The organism is Vibrio sp. Vb1729 (assembly GCF_033338655.1).
Lineage (GTDB): Bacteria > Pseudomonadota > Gammaproteobacteria > Enterobacterales > Vibrionaceae > Vibrio > Vibrio alginolyticus.
In genome coordinates, this window is record NZ_JAWOTB010000022.1 from 109,130 (window position 1) to 128,519 (window position 19,390).

Genomic DNA, 19,390 nt, shown 5'->3' on the forward strand with positions numbered 1-19,390 from the left:
GTGCCTTTCGTTTTAGTTAGTGAGTGTACTTACAGTTCGTGCTCAGTACGTGCGATGATGTCGTCTTGCGCATCTGGTGATAGCGCGGTGAAGAAGGCTGAGTAGCCTGCAACTCGTACAACAAGATCACGATATTGCTCCGGGTTCTTCTTCGCAGCCAGCAAGGTCTCACGAGAAACGATGTTGTACTGCACGTGCCAACCTTTGTGGTGGTTGAAGAAGGTGCGAATCAACATAGAAAGCTTTAGTTTATCCCCTTCAGACTCAACCGCTGCCGGGCTTAACTTCTGGTTAAGCAGCACGCCACCAAGGATTTTGTTCGCTTGGATCTTACCGACCGAGTTGTACACTGCCGTTGGACCTAAACGGTCTGAGCCAGACGACGGGCTCGCACCTTCTGCCAATGGCGTTTTCGCTTTACGACCATCTGGCGTTGCCATGGTTGAAGCACCGAATGGGACGTTTGCCGAGATACTTGATGTACCTGCGTAGTAACCGCCGCCAATTGGACCACGCCCATGACGCGTATTAACGAACTGCTCTAGCTCATCAATGTACACTTGGTACGCGTCTGCCAGTAGTTGATCTACCGCGTCATCATCGTTACCGTATTTTGGTGCAAAGTTGATAAGACGTTGGCGAAGCTGCTCGTTCTCCATGCCGTCGAAATCTTCAGCCAATGCTTTTGCTAGCTGTTGTTGTGAGATAAGGGGCTGGGTGATTTGCGCATCATCGAAAACAAGGTGCTTGATGGCTGCTAGGCTATTACCTAAGTTTGCGATACCGACTTGTAAGCCAGATACCCAATCGTATTTCGCACCACCCTCTTTCACGGTTTTACCGCGAGCCAAACAGTCATCCACCAGCGTTGAACAGAAGATGTCTTGTGCCTGCTGTTCAAGCACACTGTCGACTACCGTATCAATCTCAATCGATTTACGGGTGTAGTAGCGGATTTGCTCTGCCCAAGAAGCCGTCACTTGCTCAAAGTTCTCAAAGTTACCTTTTGCTAATGACTTATCGTGCGGCAAGAAGGCTTTACCCGTTGTTGCATCCACACCTTCGTTCAATGAAGCGAGCAGGATACGAGCGAAGTTAATGAAGCTCATGCCCGTACAACGGTAACCCCATTTGCCGGGAACCGCCGTCTCGATACAGCCGATAGATGCGTAGTTGTAAGCGTCTTCTTTCTCTACACCAAGCTTGATGAATTCAGGAATAACAATCTCATCGTTGTTGAACGCTGGCATACCGAAGCCGCATTTAATCACTTCAATACAGCCCATTAAGAACTCTTGGTTTAAACCTTCATGGTAACGCACACTCAAGTTAGGTTGCGTCGAACGTAACTGACCACAAGATTCCAGAATCGCCCAAGAAAGTGGATTCACTGCATCTTCAGGCTCACCCTTTTCATTCAACTTCTGACCGCCGATACACACGTTTTGATACAGCGGAGAACCTGCCGATGCTTTTGAGTGTGCACCAGAGCGAATCTTGTTTACTTCAAGCAACTTCAACCAGCAGCTTTGTAAAAGCTCTAGTGCAAAGTCTTTTTCAATCGCGCCGTTTTCGATATCGCGAACATAAAATTCGTTTAGGAATTGGTCCATACGACCGAAAGAAACCGAGTGACCATTCGATTCGATTTGTAGCATCAACTGAACAAAGTAGCTCAATTGCAGTGCTTGCCAGAAGTTTTCTGGTGCGTGGCTTGCTACATGACGACAGTTTGCAGCAATGCTTTCTAATTCAGCTTTGCGTAGGGGGCGCGTCTCTTCTAGCGCCATTTTTGCCGCCAATTCAGCATAGCTCAGCATGTGATCTTGAATCGCAAGCAGCACGATTTCGACTGATTTGTAGAACTGCTCTTTCTTCAAGCCTTCAAAGGTCGAAACATCATTGTTAGCACGGTGCTGACGAACATCATCTAGCAAACCGTTCATGCCTAGCTTCAAGATTTTCTCGTTATCCACCGCAAGGTGCGCGTCACCCGAAGTCATGTTGCCTTCGGCTTTAATGATGGTGCTGGCTAAGATTTCTTGCTGCTCATCAGTAAACAAACCATAACAACGGTCTTGAACAGTTTTACCGCGCCAATACGGTGTGATGCTGTGGATGCTTTGCTTATCTTCTTCAGTAACAGCAAAGCCTGCACCAGGACGGTCGGCTAGCTCATCAATTTCCGCTTCAATCCAACGCACTGTGTATTCTGGGAAAATAGGCGCAGCGCGTACTTTGCTCGCTTGGTTACCGACGATCAACTCATCGTGTTTAATCCAAATCGTACGAGTGCGTAAGTGCTCTTGCAGTGCTAGCGCACGTTGGACAATCACAGGTTTGTCTTCGTTTGCTTGATAAGCACGAGTGTATGCCTCTGCACGCTCGGTACAGACAGGTGGCGTTACGATATTTACCAGTGCCGATTTGTGCGCTTTGATACGCTCAGGAAGGTAATTCAGGTCCATAGTTAACCTCTTACAATCACGTTAAGTTGGGTGTTTTCGCTTGCGTATTGCATGGCGCTTTCTAGCAGTTCTGGTTTGTTTAATGGCTTGTCAGAACACTCGTAAGGCATATCGAGCAAACGGTATTTATTGATGCCGAGCGTGTGGTACGGCAGCAAGTGAAGTTCTTGGCAGCTTTCTAGTGAAGCCGCAAAATCGATGATGTCTTTCAACTCTTCGATGGTGTCATTGAACCCCGGCACAACGGGAACGCGAATCACAATGCGTTTCGCGATAGGTGCCAGTTTTCGGAAATTGTCTTTGATGCGTTTTAGTGAACCTTTCGCCCAGCTAAGAAACTTTTCTTCATCAGTGTGTTTTAAATCCGCCAACCAGCAATCAATATGCGGCGCGGCTTTTTCGACGTTCTTCCACGGCACATGCATGCACGATTCAATAGCGGTAGAGACTTGGTTGTCATGCAGACGCTGTGCGAGCTCTGCTACCAAATCGGCTTGCATGAGTGGCTCACCACCGGAGAAGGTCACACCACCTTGGCTTTGGTCGTAGAAAGGTTTGTCTTTCATCAAGGTGTCGAACAACATGTCTGATTTCGCCTCTTCACCGCAGACAGTCAGTGCTTGCGTAGGACAGACGTCTCGCAGCGCGATCAGTTGGTCTTCTTTGATGGCTTTGCGATTGATGATGATCTGGTTGTCGATGCGTTGAATACCATCGCTCACCGTTTCACTATCCGCTCTGGATTGAGTTGTGGCTTGATAAGCAGAAACGCATAGCTGGCAACCTTCCATACAGCTTCGCTGATCAAACAGCAGTGAATGCTTTTCGCTGCGGCTTTCTGGGTTTTGACACCAAGGGCAAGACAAGCTGCATCCTTTAAGAAAAAGAATGGAACGAATGCCATCGCCATCATGGGTAGAGAATCGTTGAATATTGAAATACATCTCTGCTTGCCTCTTGGTCTGTGCTACCGCTTTTACTTAATTCGTTTCTTTTTGTGCTGGTTAAGTCTTATGAACGGCTTTTCTTTGTTCGAACTGAAAGCTTCATTTGAGCATTTACAAGTTTCACTTAACTTTCATTTAATGAAATTATTATAGTTTCAAATGAAATTTCAATTGATCAAAATCAAGATCTCGTTCGATTGTCAGATCTATAGTGATCCCATCATCAAAACGAAGATTTTGTTTAAGGTAGAAACCATGATTGAACTTTATTTAGATACTGCTGATGTGGCAGAAGTAAAACGCTTTAACCAGTGCCTACCGCTAAAAGGCGTGACGACAAACCCAAGCATTTTGGCGAAGTCAAAGCAGGGACTGAATGAAACCCTAGCAGGCATGCAAGAAGCACTTGGCGGTACACCTCGCTTTCATGCTCAAGTCGTGAGTTCAACCGTCGAAGGCATGCTGGCAGAAGCGCGCCAACTTTATGAATTGCCTTACGATATGGTGGTAAAAGTGCCAGCAACAGAAACGGGCTTAGCAGCAATTAAGCTAATGAAAGAAGAGGGAATTCAGGTTCTTGCTACCGCTATCTATTCAGCTCAACAAGGCTTCCTTGCAGCACTGTGCGGTGCAGACTACCTAGCACCTTACGTAAACCGCATTGATGCGATGAACGGCAACGGTGTTGAAGTGGTCGCGGATCTTCAATTGTTGCTCGATCAAAACCAACTACCAGCGAAGATTTTGGCAGCCAGTTTCAAAAACACTCAACAAGCGATGGAGGTGATGAAACTGGGCATCGAAGCCATTACATTGCCAACCGATGTGGCGGCACAAATGTTCACTCACCCAGCAGTAAAACCAGCGGTTGAGCAGTTCGATAAAGACTGGAAAGAGACGTTCGGCGAGAAACTTTCATTTGAAAGTTAACTAAAAGTAAGAACTCAATATCTTAGTCAATAATAAGGGAATCTTAACTCACCCTGTGCGCCGGTGAGTTAAGATTCCCTTTTTGTATTTCATATAAAGAGGCGAGGTTTACAGCAGTTCTCTATTGGTCAGTGACCAAAGGTACACGCGCTTGAGTAAACTGATTTTGAGCCTCTTACGAATACCTCGTTTGGAATGTCGAAGTCGGTCTGGCAGCACAATGGCTTTCATTTCGGTTTTCATTTCTTTTCCATCCACCAACACAGTAGACCTCCGATGCAGTAAGCCAGCAGATCTTTCCAATCAAATGTGGCGCCCAAAATTACAGCCAGAGGCGATGAAGATTCGATACCAAGCCAAACCGTAACCTGTAACAATTGCCCTAACTCAACAGCAAACGCAATCAACACCACCAGTGAAACCAGCCAGTTAACGGGCATGGAGAACAAGCTTGCAAGAAAGTAGTAGAGCCAAACCACAACGAGAACATCACCAAATGTCGGACGAATAAAGCTGTCTCGAACATAGAGCGCAATAACGACCAATGCGATAAAACACACCAAGCTTTTGAGTCCATTTTTTGCAGATAATCGCAGGTGGATAGCGGACGTCTCTTCCACCATATCGCTTGGCTGACCAGTGAGAGTTGCTCGCTTAAACGTCTTCATGATTCGCCTTTGCACTTTCTTCTGCTTTCTTATTTCGGGCGTACCAGTCGACGTTGCGTGTAATGACCATAGTGAAGCTCAAAATCGCAAAACACAGTAATGTCCCCATCACCAATGCGTAGCTTTCTGCTTGTAGCAAGCCAAACAGTAATCCGTAGAGAGTAAGTAAACACGCTCCGAATATCGCGCCGTGTTTGGTGTTGCTCAACATACCGCTCACGTACACACTTAAAAGCCCCGTCGATGCGACTGCTGACACTACATACGCCCAGTTAAAGCCGAGGTGTTCACTCATCGAAATCAGCAACAGATAGAAAAGCGCTAAAGCCAGACCAATAAAACCGTATTGTACTGGGTGAACCGGACGCGCCAGGAACAGCTCCAGCAAGAAGAAACTCGCGAATACTAATGTGATAACCAACAGTGAATAGTTCACAGCTCGGTGGGATTTCAAATAATGGTCCACGGGATCAATCAAATCTACGCCCATTTGTCGCTGTTCAAGCTCGTGACAAGCGTGATTCGATGACAAACAGCTTTGGAACAGCTGCGCGATATTGGTTGAGAAGTTGTTGCTCGCCCATTGCGCGTTAAATCCATCTTCAGATACCTCTGACGACACCGGTAAGTAATCACCAATAAAGCTTGGATGCGCCCATGCTGAAGAGAGCTCCACTGTTGTTTGACTGCCAATTGGTGTGACTTGAAGCTGTCCCATCCCTTGTAGCAAGAAGTTAAGATCGAATGCCAAAGGTTGTTTTGCGTTTAGGTCTGCGGGTGTTAGAACACTGTGGAAGCCTTGTGGTAACTGATCTAACCCTGTTCCCGGTGCGACTTCGATGTCAGCACTCGCCATAATCATGTCATCCAAACGAATCAATCCACGGCTGTCTTCAATGCCAACCACTAGGCTCATGTTTTCAATATCAAGCCCCTGCAACGCCGCGAGATCGTCTGCATCAAAAGTGCCTTTCAGTGCCACTTGTGCTTTGTATAAACGCGCACGGTAAATACCTCGGTACTTTTCAAAACTGTCCAGATTTGCGCTCATATCAAAAGTGCTAGGTAGGAGGAATTTACGACGCTCTTTAATCTGTACTTTGTCATCTCGGTAACTGGTTTCGGTGTAGTTAACCATGATGAATGGGCCAATGATGCGCTGTTCGCCGCTGCTGCTGCGTGCGATGTCGTTTCTGACTTCATCTTGGCGATATGAGCGTTCTGAGATCAGCCCTGTGACCATTGAAAGCGGGATTTGCAGTAAGACAAACAAAAACAGCACGAAGGCGAACTTCGTGCCGAGTTGGTTATTGAGGATCTTTTTCATGTTTCATTCTCCATTTGCTGATGGAAGTAATCTAAATCAGCAATTTGGAGAACGAATGGAGCTAATGTGGAGTTTCTATGGAGTTGGTAAAATCAGGGTCACTTTCACGCCAGAATCGACGTTTTCGACTTGCAACTGACCTTTGTGCAGCTTGATCACTTGCTCAACAAAATTCAGCCCGAGCCCAGTGCTCTTAACGCCATTTTCCCGTGCGAGGGAATAGAAGCGCTCCGTCAAACGACACATCGCGTAGTCAGGAATGTGAGGACCTGAATTGAAAATCGACAGGCACACTTTCTCTTTCGTGACCTCAGTTTTCCATTCAATGCGTCCCTCTGAATCAACAAAATCCAGCGCATTGTCCATCAAGTTAAAAACGGCTTGTTTCAGTAAGAAGGCATCACCAAGCACGGAGAGATGGTCATCAATTTGGATGTTGGCAGTGACCGACTTAGCACTCAAACGCGCATCCGCCGACTCAACCACTTCATTGACCATTTGTTCTAGCGAGATAGCTTCGACTTGCTCTAGCTCAGGGCGCTTTTCAAGACGAGCAAGTTCTAGCAACTTATCAATCAATGACTGCATACGATCGCTTTCTCGCTCGATGTTACCAGCAAAGCGCGCGACCTTTTCTTCAGGCAACGGCATTTGCAATATTTCACTCGCGCCTTTAATCGCTGATAACGGGCTTTTCAGCTCATGAGTCAGCGTCTGTACATACTCTTCCACATACTGCTTACCATCGAGCTGATTGCGCATTTTCTCTAATGCATCACTTAGCGTGCCGTACTCATAAAAGATACGAAATGTCGGCTTAGAGACCTTTTCACCTTCACCCATTTTAGTCGCGTAGTCTTCTAGCTTGTTCAGTGCCGAGTGAATTCGCCAAGCAAACAATGCCCCTGCCAATAGCACTAAACCACTCATCCACACCATCCAAAACAGCACATTGCGTTTAGAAAGATCGATGAAGGGTTGTACTGAGCGATTGGATTTTGCCACCGTCACGCTGCCAATGATTTCACCTTTGTGGTAAATGGGCGCAGCAACATGCATAACGGTTGAGAGTGGATCTTTCGGGTCTTCGATGGTACTGCGCGCGCCGTATTGACCACGCAACGTGAGATACACATCGTTCCATTGCGAGTAGTCTTTGCCTACGTCTTGCTGCCAAGAATCCGCAATCACAATGCCTTGTTTATCGGTAATGTAAATTCGATGGTTAATCGCTTTTTTACCGATTTCCCAAATGCGCGCTTGAGGCTCTCGCTGTCCATAAGCCGTTAATAGTTTGGAGAAGCGACTCTCAGACAACTTGTCATTCGCGACGTCTTCTTCCGCCAATACCGCGAGTAAGTTCGCCATATCCACTAGCGTCTCTTCGGTAGTTTGGCGCACGGTTGGCTTAAGTTCTTGGACAACCGTTTTGCTCACCATGTAAGCCGTCATCCCGACTAAGATGAAGTAGAGAAAAAACAGTCTGAGTCCAAGCGGGATCTTCGGCCAGCGATTCATCATTCACCTTTAATGCAGTAAAAGTAACCAAAGCCACGTTTGGTACAGATGCGTTCAGACATCTCAAACGGCTTCAACTTATTGCGAATGGCTTTGATATGGGTATCGATATTACGCTCATATGCAGCCTCTGGCGCCATGTCTGCCGCGATCATAAGTTGCTCTCGACTCAATACATTGGAAGAGACAGAAATCAGTTTATCGAGGATCTTGAACTCCACCGCGGTCAGCCCAAGCATTTGCCCGCCAACACCGTAGTCGAAGTTCTGCGCAACTAAATCATGGTTCAAATGAGGTTGTTCTGGAACAGCTACAGGCTCTGGTTTGTCCTCCATCATTGGCGCTTTAGCTTTGATTCGAAGTTTAATGCGAGCCAACATTTCGCGCGGGCTAAATGGCTTAGTCACGTAATCATCCGCGCCAATTTCCAAACCGACTACGCGGTCAATTTCATCGCTTCTTGCGGTGAGAAAGATTATGGGAATATCAGAAAACTCACGGATGGTTTTGCACAATTCAAAACCATTACCATCCGGTAAGCCTACGTCTAAGACAAGTAACGCTGCGGAGTTGTGCTGCAAAAAAGCTAAGCCCTCTCCTGCTGTTGCAAACCACTCTGCGTGGTAGCCATCCATCTCTAATACATGAATCAGGTTCTCTGCGATAGCAGATTCATCCTCGATAATAAGGACGGTGGGTTGTTCGCTCAATGTCTTAGCCTCATTGACGGTGTTTATCTTTATGTTGGTATTATCACTTAATTTGGGGCCAAGGCTAGTGGATTGATGCAGCAAAGGCGCAGTTCGTGGATAATACTAATCAAACACACTTCTATTCAGCATAATAAATTTATCACTTAGATTAATGAGTCACCACAATTGTGAATACAATGATTTCAACCATTGATATGAACAGTGTTCATTTTAAACTCAAGTTATCAATTCGATTTTATTTAAAGGACAGTCACTGATGAAAAGAGCGCTAATCCCCCTGGCTTTACTGACTTTGCTCTCAGGTTGCGCCAGCATGTCTCCGGATGAGTGCAAAACAGCAAACTGGTACAACGTAGGTTATCAAGATGGCCGAGACGGCAACGATCCAAACATTATCAATAGCTATACCGAAGACTGTGGTGAAGCGGGTGTGACACCCGACCGAGCGAAATGGAAAGAAGGCTTTGATAAAGGCACTATCCAATATTGCTCACCAGACAATGGGTACACTGTCGGTATCGAAGGCAAAGAATACTACGGTGTATGCAGCAGCAAAGAGTTTATTGAGAACTACCAGTTGGGTCATCAAGAATATCAACGCCAGCAACGCATCCAACAAATCGATACTGAAATCTCGGTCATCGATAATCAGCTTGATGGCAATCCAGACAAAGATAATGCCAAGAGACTGAAAGAGAAGAGAAAGCGATTGGCTGACGAGCGTTCAAGCCTCCTATCGCCAACCATCAACTTGAATCTGAATTTCTAAATCGATTGGATTTAGCTTCTAAAAATTCATGGCCCTAGCTCAGTTCTAGGGTCATGAATTGACTGTTCGGATCGAGTTCGTAATCCCCGAACGGCTCGCAGTACACAAAGCCATGCTTTTCATACAACAGGCGCGCTGGTTTAAAAAACTCCATCGAGCCCGTTTCTAAACTCAAGCGCTGCAAACCTTTTTGCTTCGTTTGCTCAATCACATGAATCAATAATTGAGATGCCACACCTTGGTTTCTTGCCGTAGGCGTGGTGCGCATGGATTTCAGCTCCGCGTGTTGGTCATCCAACTCTTTAATCGCCGCACACCCAAGCAGTTGCTCACCTTTCCATCCGGTCCAAAATGTCACTTCTGGCGCTTTGAGCTTATCTAAATCTAACGCATGCACGCTTTCTGGTGGTGACGTGGCGTACATGTCCTGTAAATGTCCTTCCAACAGCGCTATCACTTGCGACCGTTCTAAATTGTCGATTTCAATCCTCATCTTTCCATCCTTGGCTTTTAACTATCTAAGTCACCTTAAGTATATGTTTTAAAATTAAATGTCCATCCCAAAACTCAAAGATACCTAGGTTTGTACAAAACTAAGGCGATTGAATAATAGAAAAGCCCCAGCACAGATATCAAAACATCATGTGTTGGAGCTTCATTTGCATTTCTATGTAAGCCTATTCGTAAAGTTCTGGCGTACTTTGTAACTGTTCACTAAATTTGAAAATATCGTCAATCGAGTCGATTGGATGGCGGGTTTCTGTTTTAGCTTCATCAAAGAGGCCAATGTACTTTTGTTTGGTATTGAACCAAAGGCGACATAATGGCTTCCGATTGTTGTCATCAAGCAGGATACCAAAATAACTTTGCGTGTCACGGGCGCACACTCGCTGTACATCAACTTGTTGTCGCAATATCGCCTTAACTACATTAAAACCCTCGATCTCTTCATCTGTCGTTTGAACTTTGGGCTTATCTTGAGCAGGTTCGACGGATTCTTCAAAGGTGTTAACGCTATCGTCTACCTTGATCGGTGCTTTATCATCTCCACCAATTGCAGATTTCAATCGAGCATTAATGCTGTCGTTCAAGAATTGTTTTAGAGCCTTCGTTGTAATATCCATGAACTGTGCTTTGACTTTTGCGGTTTGGACGCCATCGTACACTTTTGAAGTAAAGAATTTTACAAACTCCTCTTCAGGGTTCTGAAACTGTTCATGAAGTGCTTTTTTAATTTGATTGAGGTACTTGAGCTCACCGGCAGCATCAACTACAGACTCAACATCAAAAGAAGACTTGGTAAGCTTTTTCACTTCGGGAATTACGTGCTCATCAAGATTGGCAAGATCCAAAGTCAAAAACGGCTTTTCATCCATTTTATTTGGAGCGTCTAAGTCCGTAAAAAACTGATATTCAGATCCATTAGTTAAAATCGCAATACGAGCATTGGTTACTGAAAAATACCGAAACAATTGATTAGCATGTTTAGTGGCCAATGGCTCACCAAATTTTTTACACTCGATAAGAATTTGTACAACCCCATCTTTAATGAGTGCGTAATCTACTTTTTCTCCCTTCTTCGTAGCAATGTCAGCAGTAAACTCAGGGATAACCTCATTTGGATTAAAGACATCATAACCTAATACAGAGTGCAAAAATGGCATTACTAATGCGTTTTTTGTTGCTTCTTCTGTAGCTAAACTCGCTGATACTTGGGGAATTTTTTTGGAAAGAGCTTGAACTCGTTCTATAAAATCCATAAGACACTCCATCATATTGTTCATTTAAACACTTAAAGTATATATGACACTGGTATCTTAAAATGTTGTGTAGTTAAAAGTTTGAATGCCATATGCAAACACTCACCCAACAGCGAACTTAAAGCGGCTGTCTCATAATGTGCTGCGGTCCAACGGGGCCGCCGTGGTAAAGCTCATTGGTATCTTCAAACCCTGATTTTAAATAGCACTGATAAGCGGGTATGTTGCGGCAATTCACAGTGAGATAAAGCGCATCAAACTCGGGATAATGGCGTTTGGCGAAATCGGCAAACTGTTGAATGGCTTGCTTGGCGATGCCTTTGCCTTGATGACGGTGATCCACCAGCAAAGCACGTACGCCTAAACTGTTTTTCGGGCAAAAATCGTATTTCTCGCTGTAAGCAGCATCAAATAGAAAAAAGCCAACCACGTCATCGTCTGCCAAAATCAGATGCGGAAGCTCTGTGGGTTCAAGACGTGTAAGCATTTCACCCACATCCGCGACCGTAAACTGCGATTGCTCTTCTAGAACGCTAAGTTCGCAAGTTTGTTCATGTCGCTCAGGCGAATACTTTTCAATAGTAATCATAATCTTCCTTGTTGTTTTTATGCTCAATTCATACAGGGTATGTCGTAAATAGAAATACCTAGTGTCGTATTTCCCACTCGCAGGCAAACGTTTAGCACTCTATTATCCTCGCCATTCGATAGAGAGGTTTCCATGTCCCGTTTTTTACTTTGCAGTTTTGCACTCGTCTTACTCTACCCTACTGCCATTGATTTGTATCTTGTTGGTTTGCCTCAAATTGCGTCAGATCTCAACGCCAGTGAATCTCAGTTGCATATTGCGTTTTCGATCTATTTAGCTGGCATGGCTACGACGATGTTATTCGCGGGGAAAATTGCAGACTCTGTGGGACGAAAGCCTGTTGCCGTCGGCGGCGCGATGATCTTCGTGCTCGCGTCTTTTCTCGGCGGAATGGCTGAGCAACCAAACGCTTTCTTGATTGCTCGCTTTTGCCAAGGCATCGGTGCTGGATCTTGCTATGTCGTCGCGTTCGCGATTTTACGCGACACGTTAGACGATGAACGCCGCGCGAAAGTATTGTCGATGCTCAATGGCATCACCTGTATCATTCCAGTGATCGCACCCGTGATTGGTCACTTGATTATGCTGAAATTTCCTTGGCCGAGTTTGTTTACCACGATGGCAGGAATGGGCATTCTCGTCAGTGTATTGGCCATTTTTGTTCTCAAGGAATCACTACCCAGCCAACAAGGTGAAGAACAGACAACGCCAGAGAGCCATCAAGAGACTTTCTTCGAGCGATTTTTTATCAGTAGGCTGATCATTACTGCACTGGGAGTGACCACCATCCTGACCTTTGTTAACGCTTCACCAATTGTTGTGATGAGTATGCTTGGTTTTGATCGCGGTGGCTATTCTTCCATCATGGCGGGGACTGCGACGATCAGTATGTTGATTTCGTTCTCGGCGCCATTGGCATTGGGGATTTTCAAGCAGCGAACCTTAATGATGAGCTCTCAAGTATTGCTCGTTTGTTCAGCCATCGTGCTCAGTGCAGCCCATTTCCATGATGGACAACCTTTTTACTATGTGTTCGGACTTGGGCTGATTTGCGCAGGCTTCGCTTGTGGCTTTGGCGTGGCCATGAGCCAAGCGCTCAGCCCATTCTCTCAACAAGCTGGCGTGGCGAGCTCGTTACTGGGCATTGCTCAAGTTTGTAGTTCCGCGTTCTATATTTGGTTTATGGGTTTCATCGGCGTTACTGCACTGAATATGTTGGTGTTTATCTTAGTGCTAGGTAGCGTAATCAGCCTTGCTCTAATACTATTGATTCCAAAGCCTGTTCACGATACCCATTATGAAGAAATCCCTAGCGCGACTTGATTTAAACTTACTGTTCACTCTGCAATTATTGTTGCAAGAGCAAAGCGTCTCGAAAGCCTCGAAAAAGCTGAACGTTACGCCCTCTACCGTAAGTAAGTCGCTCAACAAACTTCGTCATTGGTTCGATGATCCTTTGTTTGTCAAAACACCTAAAGGTCTTGCGCCAACGCCTTTGGCACAAAGCATGGAGCAAGATCTTGCAGAATGGCTGCAAATTGGCAGCCAGATTGCAGAAAAACGCAACGATATTACGCCTAAAGGAGTGCGTTTTGATATCACGATTGAGTCGCCATTAGTGCTCACAGTGCTGGACAGACTCATCGTCGCTATCCACCAGCGATACCCTGAAGCGAAAGTAAAAACCAGTAACTGGGATTACGATTCACTCGACGCCATCATTCGAGGCGAGGCGGATATCGGTTTTACCGGCCGAGAAAGTCACCCGAGATCGAAAGAGTCGTTGGATCTTCTGCCGTATTTCTTGGATTTTGAGATTCTATTTTTTGACCTGCCGATGGTGTATTTACATAAAGATCATCCGGCATTACAGCAAGAGTGGAATCTCGAGACCTTTCTGAGCTACCAACACATCAATATTGTTTGGGAAAAAAGTGAAACTTGGGCGTTGGATGAAGTATTAGCGGAACTAGGGCTACAGCGCTCTATCGGGCTGACGATGTCCAACTTTGAGCAATCCCTTTTTATGGCAGCGCAGCCGACGCATGACATGATCACCACCGCGCCGCACTATTGCAAAAGTTACACAGAAAAGCTGCATCTCGATTTAGTGTGCTTGCCAATTCCATTAGACCAAGCTCAACAAGACAAGTTACTGATTCCATTTACCATGATTTGGCATAAACGCAATGCGTACAATCCCAAATTGCTATGGTTGAAAAACACCATTAAGTCATTGTACAAACAACCTTCCCAACCACAGTAAGACTCAGGCTAAGGTCAGGTTTTCTCTGGTTATTTTTAATGACTTTCTTGCTCTGATAGCTATAACTAATCACTTTATCAACTAATAAAAATGTTCTTTTGGATCTACACTAGCTGTTCATTTACACGCTAAGGATCAAGGATGTCGACCTTTTTACTCACTGCCATTGCAATGCTGGCGTTCGCTGCCAATTCATTATTGTGTCGAATTGCCTTGGCAGAAGGGTTAATTGATGCAGGAAGCTTCACGCTCGTTCGATTGATATCTGGCGCGATTACCTTAATCGCAATGCTTGTCGTGAGAGGCCAGTGGAAAACCGATCGGCCAACTTCTCGCTTTCGCTTTTTTGCTGGCGTGGCGTTATTTGGTTACGCTGCCCTTTTCTCTTTCGCGTACTTACAACTGGCGACAGGAACCGGTGCTTTGCTTTTGTTTGGTGCCGTGCAACTGACGTTACTGGCAATCTATTGGTGGCAAGGTGAGCGCTTTCAGTTTCTCGAAATCATCGGTATCGGCCTTTCGATTGTTGGCTTTGTTTGGTTGATGTTGCCATCTGCCACTCGCCCCGATATTAGCTCTGCACTTCTTATGTTGATTTCTGGCGTTTGTTGGGCTGCGTTTACTGCGCTCGGTAAACAAGCGCCTTCTCCAAGTAGTGGCATCACGTGGGGATTCATCGCTGCATCAATAATTGGCGTGCTCCTTTCGCCATTAATCTTGTCCTCAATCCACCTTTCTTGGAGCGGAGTGTTGCTCGCTATCGCATCTGGTGCCATTGCCTCTGGCCTTGGTTATACACTTTGGTACCAAGTCGTACGTAAGCTCTCTTTACTTCAAGCCGCCGTCAGCCAACTTTCCGTGCCAGCCATTGCTTTACTACTCGGCAGCATCGTACTCCACGAGCCTCTTTCACTGCATACTCTTTTAACCAGCGGCATCATTCTTGGTGGGATCGCTTTGGTTTTTTTATCTCGATCCAAAAAAACAAACGAACAATCGGCAAGCCGATAAAAAGTAATAACTTTCCCTCTCAAGTACCCATTCATCATCTATGCTTTTTAAAGCAGCAAAGCTCATTGCAGATCGTACAAGTGGTCTGCTTTGGTACCAGGCGAAGAATATAAGGTGAGAATTGGCTCACACAATGCAGCGATTTTGTTTCAAAAGTGAGAATCATCACAGATCGCGAATTTGCTCGTTTTAGGCGTTTCACCAATAACGCCAAGGGCTAGCACGAGATCAAGCCAAATACGCACTTTTTGTTTTGACAAAGGGTTTACAAAGCACACTTTTTCACCCGCTATATTCCGCCCCCCGAATTTATTCAGAACAAGATTCTGATTATTCATATAAGAAATTCATCAACTTATAACGATAAGCCTGAGCAAACTTTGACACTATGAACGACAAAATAAAATTCGCTATTAAAGTATCGCTTAGCCTGACTCTGGCTTATCTGATCCCGTTTGCCATGGGTTGGCCGCAAGCATCGACGGCCGCAACCACAGTGATGCTGATTGCATCCACAGGCAGTCGTCGTGAATCCCTCGCCAAAGGTACCTTACGCGTGTTCGGTACGTTGGTTGGCGCCGTCGTTGGCTTGTTACTGGTGGGATTATTTGCTCAAGACCGCTTGCTGTACATGTTGAGCGTGTCGGTTGTGGTCTCATTCATTTTTTACTTCCGTAATGCCTATCAAAAAGATCCAACGCTACTCATGCTGACCGGCGTGATGACGTTGATGATGTCCAATGGCGGTGACGCAGAAGGTGCGTTTCTTTATGGCGTTGACCGCGCCTATATGACGGTGTTTGGGGTGGTGGTTTACACACTCGTGGGGACTTTCTTATTCCCGACCAAAACAGAACAAAACCTAAGACAGCTCATCGAACAACTCAACCAAGCACAACGCGCGTTGTTCACCGCTATCTTGCAAAATTTCGAGCAAAAATCGGCAGGGCAAATCTCTCCTCAAGAAGGTGGAGAAGAAAATCCAGAAGCGGAAGAGCCACAACCTCCTAGCGTGGACACTCTCATCGAACAGATGTTTGCCGCTCAAAATGCGCTCGAACAGCGTTTTGCCACGGTCAGTGTGGAATGCAGTGACGTGTCGGCCTACATGAAAGAGTGGCGCTTGGCGGTTCATTTGAACAAGCAAGTAACGCAACAATTGACCGTCGCGGCGCACAGCCACTTTAGCCACCAGCAAGACCGTGAAAGCATCAGCAACTTTGATCAAGCCGTGGCGGAAATTGACGCGCTATTTGATACCTGCCAACAAGTCTGGGACGAAAAAGAGCCCGCTTATCGTGCTCAGGAGTTCAAAGTCGAATACAACCAAGCGTTGCTTGAAGATGCAGCTCACCTAGAGAAAGGCTCTGCGCTTACGCTTGGTCACCTATTGGAACTGATGCATCAAAACTTGTCGCGTTTAGCGGAGAGCATTAGCTGCATTGACTCTGTGACGAACAATGTCTCCTTTGACGTGCCACTGCCGAAACCGAAAGGCAAGTTTCTATGGTGGGACGCAGAAAACTTTAAAACTGCGGTCAAAACCTTTGTTACCTATTGGGTTGCAGGACTGATTTGGATTTATTTCAATCCACCAGGCGGCTACTCGTTCGTGGTCTTCTCGACCATGTTTATGTCTTTGCTGTCGTTCGTGCCTGTGCACCCAATTTTGTTGCTTGTGCTGTTCACTTTCGGCTTCTTGTTCGCGGTACCTTCTTACGTCTTCATCCTTCCGCAATTGGATCTCGGATTAGAACTTGGCCTGTTTATCTTTATCTACACCTTTATCGGTTTTTATCTGTTTAACGGGCCAGTGACGATTTTCTATATGATTGGCTTGTTTGTTCTCGGTTTAGACAACAACATGTTTTATCACTTCGGGATCCTCATGACGATCATGCTGTTGTTCTACATGGTGGTGTTCATGATTATTTTCGCGCACTACTTCCCGTTTAGCTCACGACCAGAACACCTCTTTTTGACCATAAAAGAACGCTACTTCCGACATACCCGAGAGCTGTTCACTACCTATCAACAGCAGTCTAGCTCGGTTATTACGCCGCTCAAACGGGCCTTACACTTGGTGACGCTCAATGTCTCATCGAAAAAGCTCAAAGTCTGGGGTTCGAAAATCAACCACAAACACTTTGATAAAACCACGCCAGAAGCGATTGGCGCGTTTAGCAAAGCGTGTGATGTACTCAGTAATCACATCAACATCTTAATGGCCGCCGAGAAAAAGTTGATGACCAATCCACTAATTACTCAGCTTCGCCAACAGCACCGCGATTCCATCATTCCTTTGATGGCGGGCGCTTTAGCCAGCCATCAAGCAACACAAGAACTCGACTCCGTATTCGACCAATACAGTCAAGATTACCAAACATTCGAAGATAAACTGGAAGATTTTTTTAGTGAGTTGGATTTATCTGACTACGCTTATTCAGAGATAGCCGGTTTTTATATCTTGCTGAATTTAAAACGGAACGTGTTCGAAGCAATCAAGCATTGCAAGCAAACCTACGAGGATATCGATTGGGTGAACTTACAACAGAAGCGTTTTTAAAGGTGGGGATATGATGCTTCCAAAACTAACCAAACCAAGCCTCGCCATACTTTCTTTGCTCGGACTCAGTGCGTGTACCACGGTAGGACCAGATTATGTTCATCCAAAGCAGGCGCCACTGCCAAGTGACTGGTCGGTGCAAAAAGCAGCCAAAGATACGCAGCAATCAGAGCAACAGCTACAACAATGGTGGCAGCAATTTAATGACTCGACTCTTAATCAGCTGGTTGAGTTGGCGAGCAAACAAAACCTCGATTTAGAAGCCGCAGGGCTACGAATTGTCCAAGCACGTTCATTGCTTGGTATTTCGACTGGCTTGCAATACCCACAAGTTCAAACCGTGTCAGGAAACCTAGCGCGTGCCTACGTAAATGATCAGGGCGTGAATAACGCCACTTTGTCGTTTGATGCTGCTTGGGAAATGGATGTTTGGGGCAAGTATGCTCGCGGTATTGAGTCGGCAGAAGCGGGTTACTACGCATCCATCGCATCGTATCACGACATCATGGTCACCATAACCGCCGAAGTGGCACGCAATTACATCAACTATCGCACATTCCAAGAACGTATTTTGCTGTCTCGCCGCAATATCGAGATTCAAGAGCGTGTCGTCCGCATTACACAGGTGCAGTTCGACTCTGGCAACGTTACAGAATTGGACGTTCAACAAGCTAAAAACCAACTCTACACCACCAAAGCAGCGCTACCGAGCCTCGAAGTGGCAATGAAGCAATCACGTACTGTGTTGGCTTTGCTACTGGGTCTGTTACCAGAAGAAGTAGATGGACTGCTACAGTCGGATGGGATGCACAAGCAAATCGCTGAGTACGAAGCCCAGTTCAAATCAACGGGCAGAAAATCGGCGCTATCGGGCACCGACGAGCGCTCCATTGTGCCACGTCCACCGCTTTTGGATGCGCAAGTGGATGCTAACTTAGTGATGCGACGTCCGGATTTGCAAGTCTCTGAGATGCAAGCTCGCGCGCAAAGTGCGCAGATTGGCGTGGCAGAAACCGCTCTGTACCCAAGCTTTTCGTTGTTCGGTTCCATCGGTATCGACAGTACGGTTCCCGATGGCAGCAGTTTCAGTTTTAGCGATTCGCTCACCATGGTGGTTGGCCCAACGTTCAGTTGGAACATTTTCCAATACGGACGCGTGAAAAATAACATTCGTTTCGAAGATGCTCGCTTCCAAGAAACGCTGACGAACTACAACAAAAAGGTACTGCAAGCCGTTAATGAAGTCACCAATGCAATCGAAGCATATGACCTGTATTTGCAGCAAAAAGATTTACGCTTGCAATCGGTCAACTCTTCCATTCGTGCGTTCAACATATCCATGACACAGTACGAAAACGGACAAATTTCATTCGAACGTCTGCTTAACTCGGTAGAAAAAATGACCCGCGCAGAAGACAGCTACGCAACGATCAAAGGTAATGTTGCGAACCAAGTTGTCGCGCTCTACAAAGCCCTCGGTGGAGGCTGGCAAACCCAAACAGGCAAGCCTTTCATCAGTGAATCTATTGCCAAGCAAATGACAGAACGAACTGACTGGGATGGTTATTTAAATGAAGAAAACCGCGTATTGCCGCCTTTGCGACTCGAAACTCCGGCTGAGACCAGTGATGAAAACAAAACGGAGGATCGGTAATGCCTCATGAACTCTCTTGGGGAGACGTTTACTTTTCTCCTACGCTACTCGTGCTCTTTCTCGCCGTCACGGCCACGTGGATAACGGTGATGATATTGAACAAGACACGTTTGTCTCGCTTCATCGCTTTTCCGTCTCTGACGTTTATTGCCATCATGGTCGGTTATGTGGTGGCCATCGACAGCTTTTATATTCAATTTTAGG

Annotated in this window: 18 protein-coding genes; 8 read left to right on the plus strand and 10 right to left on the minus strand. The window is 45.9% G+C overall.

Going from position 1 to position 19,390, the window contains the following annotated elements; genetic code table 11:
• Positions 1-29: 29 nt before the first annotated feature.
• Both R7E29_RS11800 and R7E29_RS11805 read right to left on the minus strand, forming a co-directional pair.
• The gene (locus R7E29_RS11800; RefSeq protein ID WP_054576597.1) at positions 30-2,468 is read right to left on the minus strand and encodes a formate C-acetyltransferase/glycerol dehydratase family glycyl radical enzyme; all 2,439 of its coding nucleotides are present in this window, start codon (positions 2,466-2,468) and stop codon (positions 30-32) included.
• 2 nt (positions 2,469-2,470) lie between these two features.
• Positions 2,471-3,412, minus strand: coding sequence for a glycyl-radical enzyme activating protein (locus tag R7E29_RS11805; protein ID WP_025768602.1), 942 nt, complete (start codon positions 3,410-3,412; stop codon positions 2,471-2,473).
• A gap of 258 nt (positions 3,413-3,670) precedes the next feature.
• Here R7E29_RS11805 and R7E29_RS11810 point away from each other — a divergent pair, with 258 nt between their 5' ends.
• Positions 3,671-4,345 (plus strand): fructose-6-phosphate aldolase, encoded by a 675-nt coding sequence (locus tag R7E29_RS11810; RefSeq protein WP_213906633.1) that lies wholly within the window; start codon positions 3,671-3,673, stop codon positions 4,343-4,345.
• 108 nt (positions 4,346-4,453) lie between these two features.
• Here R7E29_RS11810 and R7E29_RS11815 read toward each other — a convergent pair whose 3' ends face one another.
• From R7E29_RS11815 to R7E29_RS11835, 5 genes are all read right to left on the minus strand, one after another.
• Positions 4,454-4,588 carry a hypothetical protein gene (locus R7E29_RS11815; RefSeq protein WP_255201262.1) on the minus strand — a complete coding sequence of 45 codons (135 nt, stop codon included), beginning with the start codon at positions 4,586-4,588 and terminating at the stop codon, positions 4,454-4,456.
• Complete coding sequence (locus R7E29_RS11820; RefSeq protein ID WP_017634425.1) at positions 4,585-5,013, minus strand: DUF2809 domain-containing protein; 429 nt, start codon at positions 5,011-5,013, stop codon at positions 4,585-4,587. Before R7E29_RS11820 ends, R7E29_RS11815 begins: the two co-directional genes overlap by 4 nt.
• Positions 5,000-6,340, minus strand: coding sequence for a cell envelope integrity protein CreD (gene creD / locus R7E29_RS11825; protein WP_176311342.1), 1,341 nt, complete (start codon positions 6,338-6,340; stop codon positions 5,000-5,002). The genes R7E29_RS11820 and creD overlap by 14 nt, the downstream gene beginning before the upstream one ends.
• Positions 6,341-6,415: 75 nt before the next feature.
• Positions 6,416-7,858: a two-component system sensor histidine kinase CreC gene (gene creC / locus R7E29_RS11830; RefSeq protein WP_213906640.1), complete on the minus strand. Its 1,443-nt coding sequence runs from the start codon at positions 7,856-7,858 to the stop codon at positions 6,416-6,418.
• A complete protein-coding gene (locus R7E29_RS11835) occupies positions 7,858-8,568 on the minus strand; it encodes a response regulator (protein ID WP_182016018.1) in 711 nt (236 codons plus the stop codon). Before R7E29_RS11835 ends, creC begins: the two co-directional genes overlap by 1 nt.
• Positions 8,569-8,827: 259 nt before the next feature.
• Between R7E29_RS11835 and R7E29_RS11840 the strand changes: the two genes are divergently transcribed.
• Positions 8,828-9,340, plus strand: a complete 513-nt coding sequence (locus tag R7E29_RS11840) for a DUF2799 domain-containing protein (protein ID WP_005374970.1) — start codon at positions 8,828-8,830, stop codon at positions 9,338-9,340.
• A 34-nt stretch (positions 9,341-9,374) separates the two neighbouring features.
• Here the strand turns inward: R7E29_RS11840 and R7E29_RS11845 are convergent, their stop codons facing one another.
• From R7E29_RS11845 to R7E29_RS11855, 3 genes are all read right to left on the minus strand, one after another.
• A complete protein-coding gene (locus R7E29_RS11845) occupies positions 9,375-9,833 on the minus strand; it encodes a GNAT family N-acetyltransferase (protein WP_213906632.1) in 459 nt (152 codons plus the stop codon).
• A 184-nt stretch (positions 9,834-10,017) separates the two neighbouring features.
• On the minus strand, positions 10,018-11,100 hold the full coding sequence (locus R7E29_RS11850; protein ID WP_053303885.1) for a type I restriction endonuclease: 1,083 nt from the start codon (positions 11,098-11,100) through the stop codon (positions 10,018-10,020).
• 118 nt (positions 11,101-11,218) lie between these two features.
• A complete protein-coding gene (locus R7E29_RS11855) occupies positions 11,219-11,689 on the minus strand; it encodes a GNAT family N-acetyltransferase (protein ID WP_005499894.1) in 471 nt (156 codons plus the stop codon).
• Between the two features lie 132 nt (positions 11,690-11,821).
• Here R7E29_RS11855 and R7E29_RS11860 point away from each other — a divergent pair, with 132 nt between their 5' ends.
• From R7E29_RS11860 to R7E29_RS11885, 6 genes are all read left to right on the plus strand, one after another.
• A complete protein-coding gene (locus R7E29_RS11860) occupies positions 11,822-13,012 on the plus strand; it encodes an MFS transporter (RefSeq protein WP_054576593.1) in 1,191 nt (396 codons plus the stop codon).
• Positions 12,987-13,955 carry an HTH-type transcriptional regulator YidZ gene (yidZ, locus tag R7E29_RS11865; protein ID WP_054576592.1) on the plus strand — a complete coding sequence of 323 codons (969 nt, stop codon included), beginning with the start codon at positions 12,987-12,989 and terminating at the stop codon, positions 13,953-13,955. Before R7E29_RS11860 ends, yidZ begins: the two co-directional genes overlap by 26 nt.
• A 141-nt stretch (positions 13,956-14,096) precedes the next feature.
• The gene (locus tag R7E29_RS11870) at positions 14,097-14,966 is read left to right on the plus strand and encodes a DMT family transporter (RefSeq protein WP_054576591.1); all 870 of its coding nucleotides are present in this window, start codon (positions 14,097-14,099) and stop codon (positions 14,964-14,966) included.
• 388 nt (positions 14,967-15,354) lie between these two features.
• The gene (locus R7E29_RS11875; RefSeq protein ID WP_005374950.1) at positions 15,355-17,532 is read left to right on the plus strand and encodes an FUSC family protein; all 2,178 of its coding nucleotides are present in this window, start codon (positions 15,355-15,357) and stop codon (positions 17,530-17,532) included.
• A 10-nt stretch (positions 17,533-17,542) separates the two neighbouring features.
• Positions 17,543-19,186 (plus strand): TolC family protein, encoded by a 1,644-nt coding sequence (locus tag R7E29_RS11880; protein WP_054576590.1) that lies wholly within the window; start codon positions 17,543-17,545, stop codon positions 19,184-19,186.
• The gene (locus R7E29_RS11885; RefSeq protein WP_005374946.1) at positions 19,186-19,389 is read left to right on the plus strand and encodes a DUF1656 domain-containing protein; all 204 of its coding nucleotides are present in this window, start codon (positions 19,186-19,188) and stop codon (positions 19,387-19,389) included. Before R7E29_RS11880 ends, R7E29_RS11885 begins: the two co-directional genes overlap by 1 nt.
• Position 19,390 lies beyond the last annotated feature (1 nt).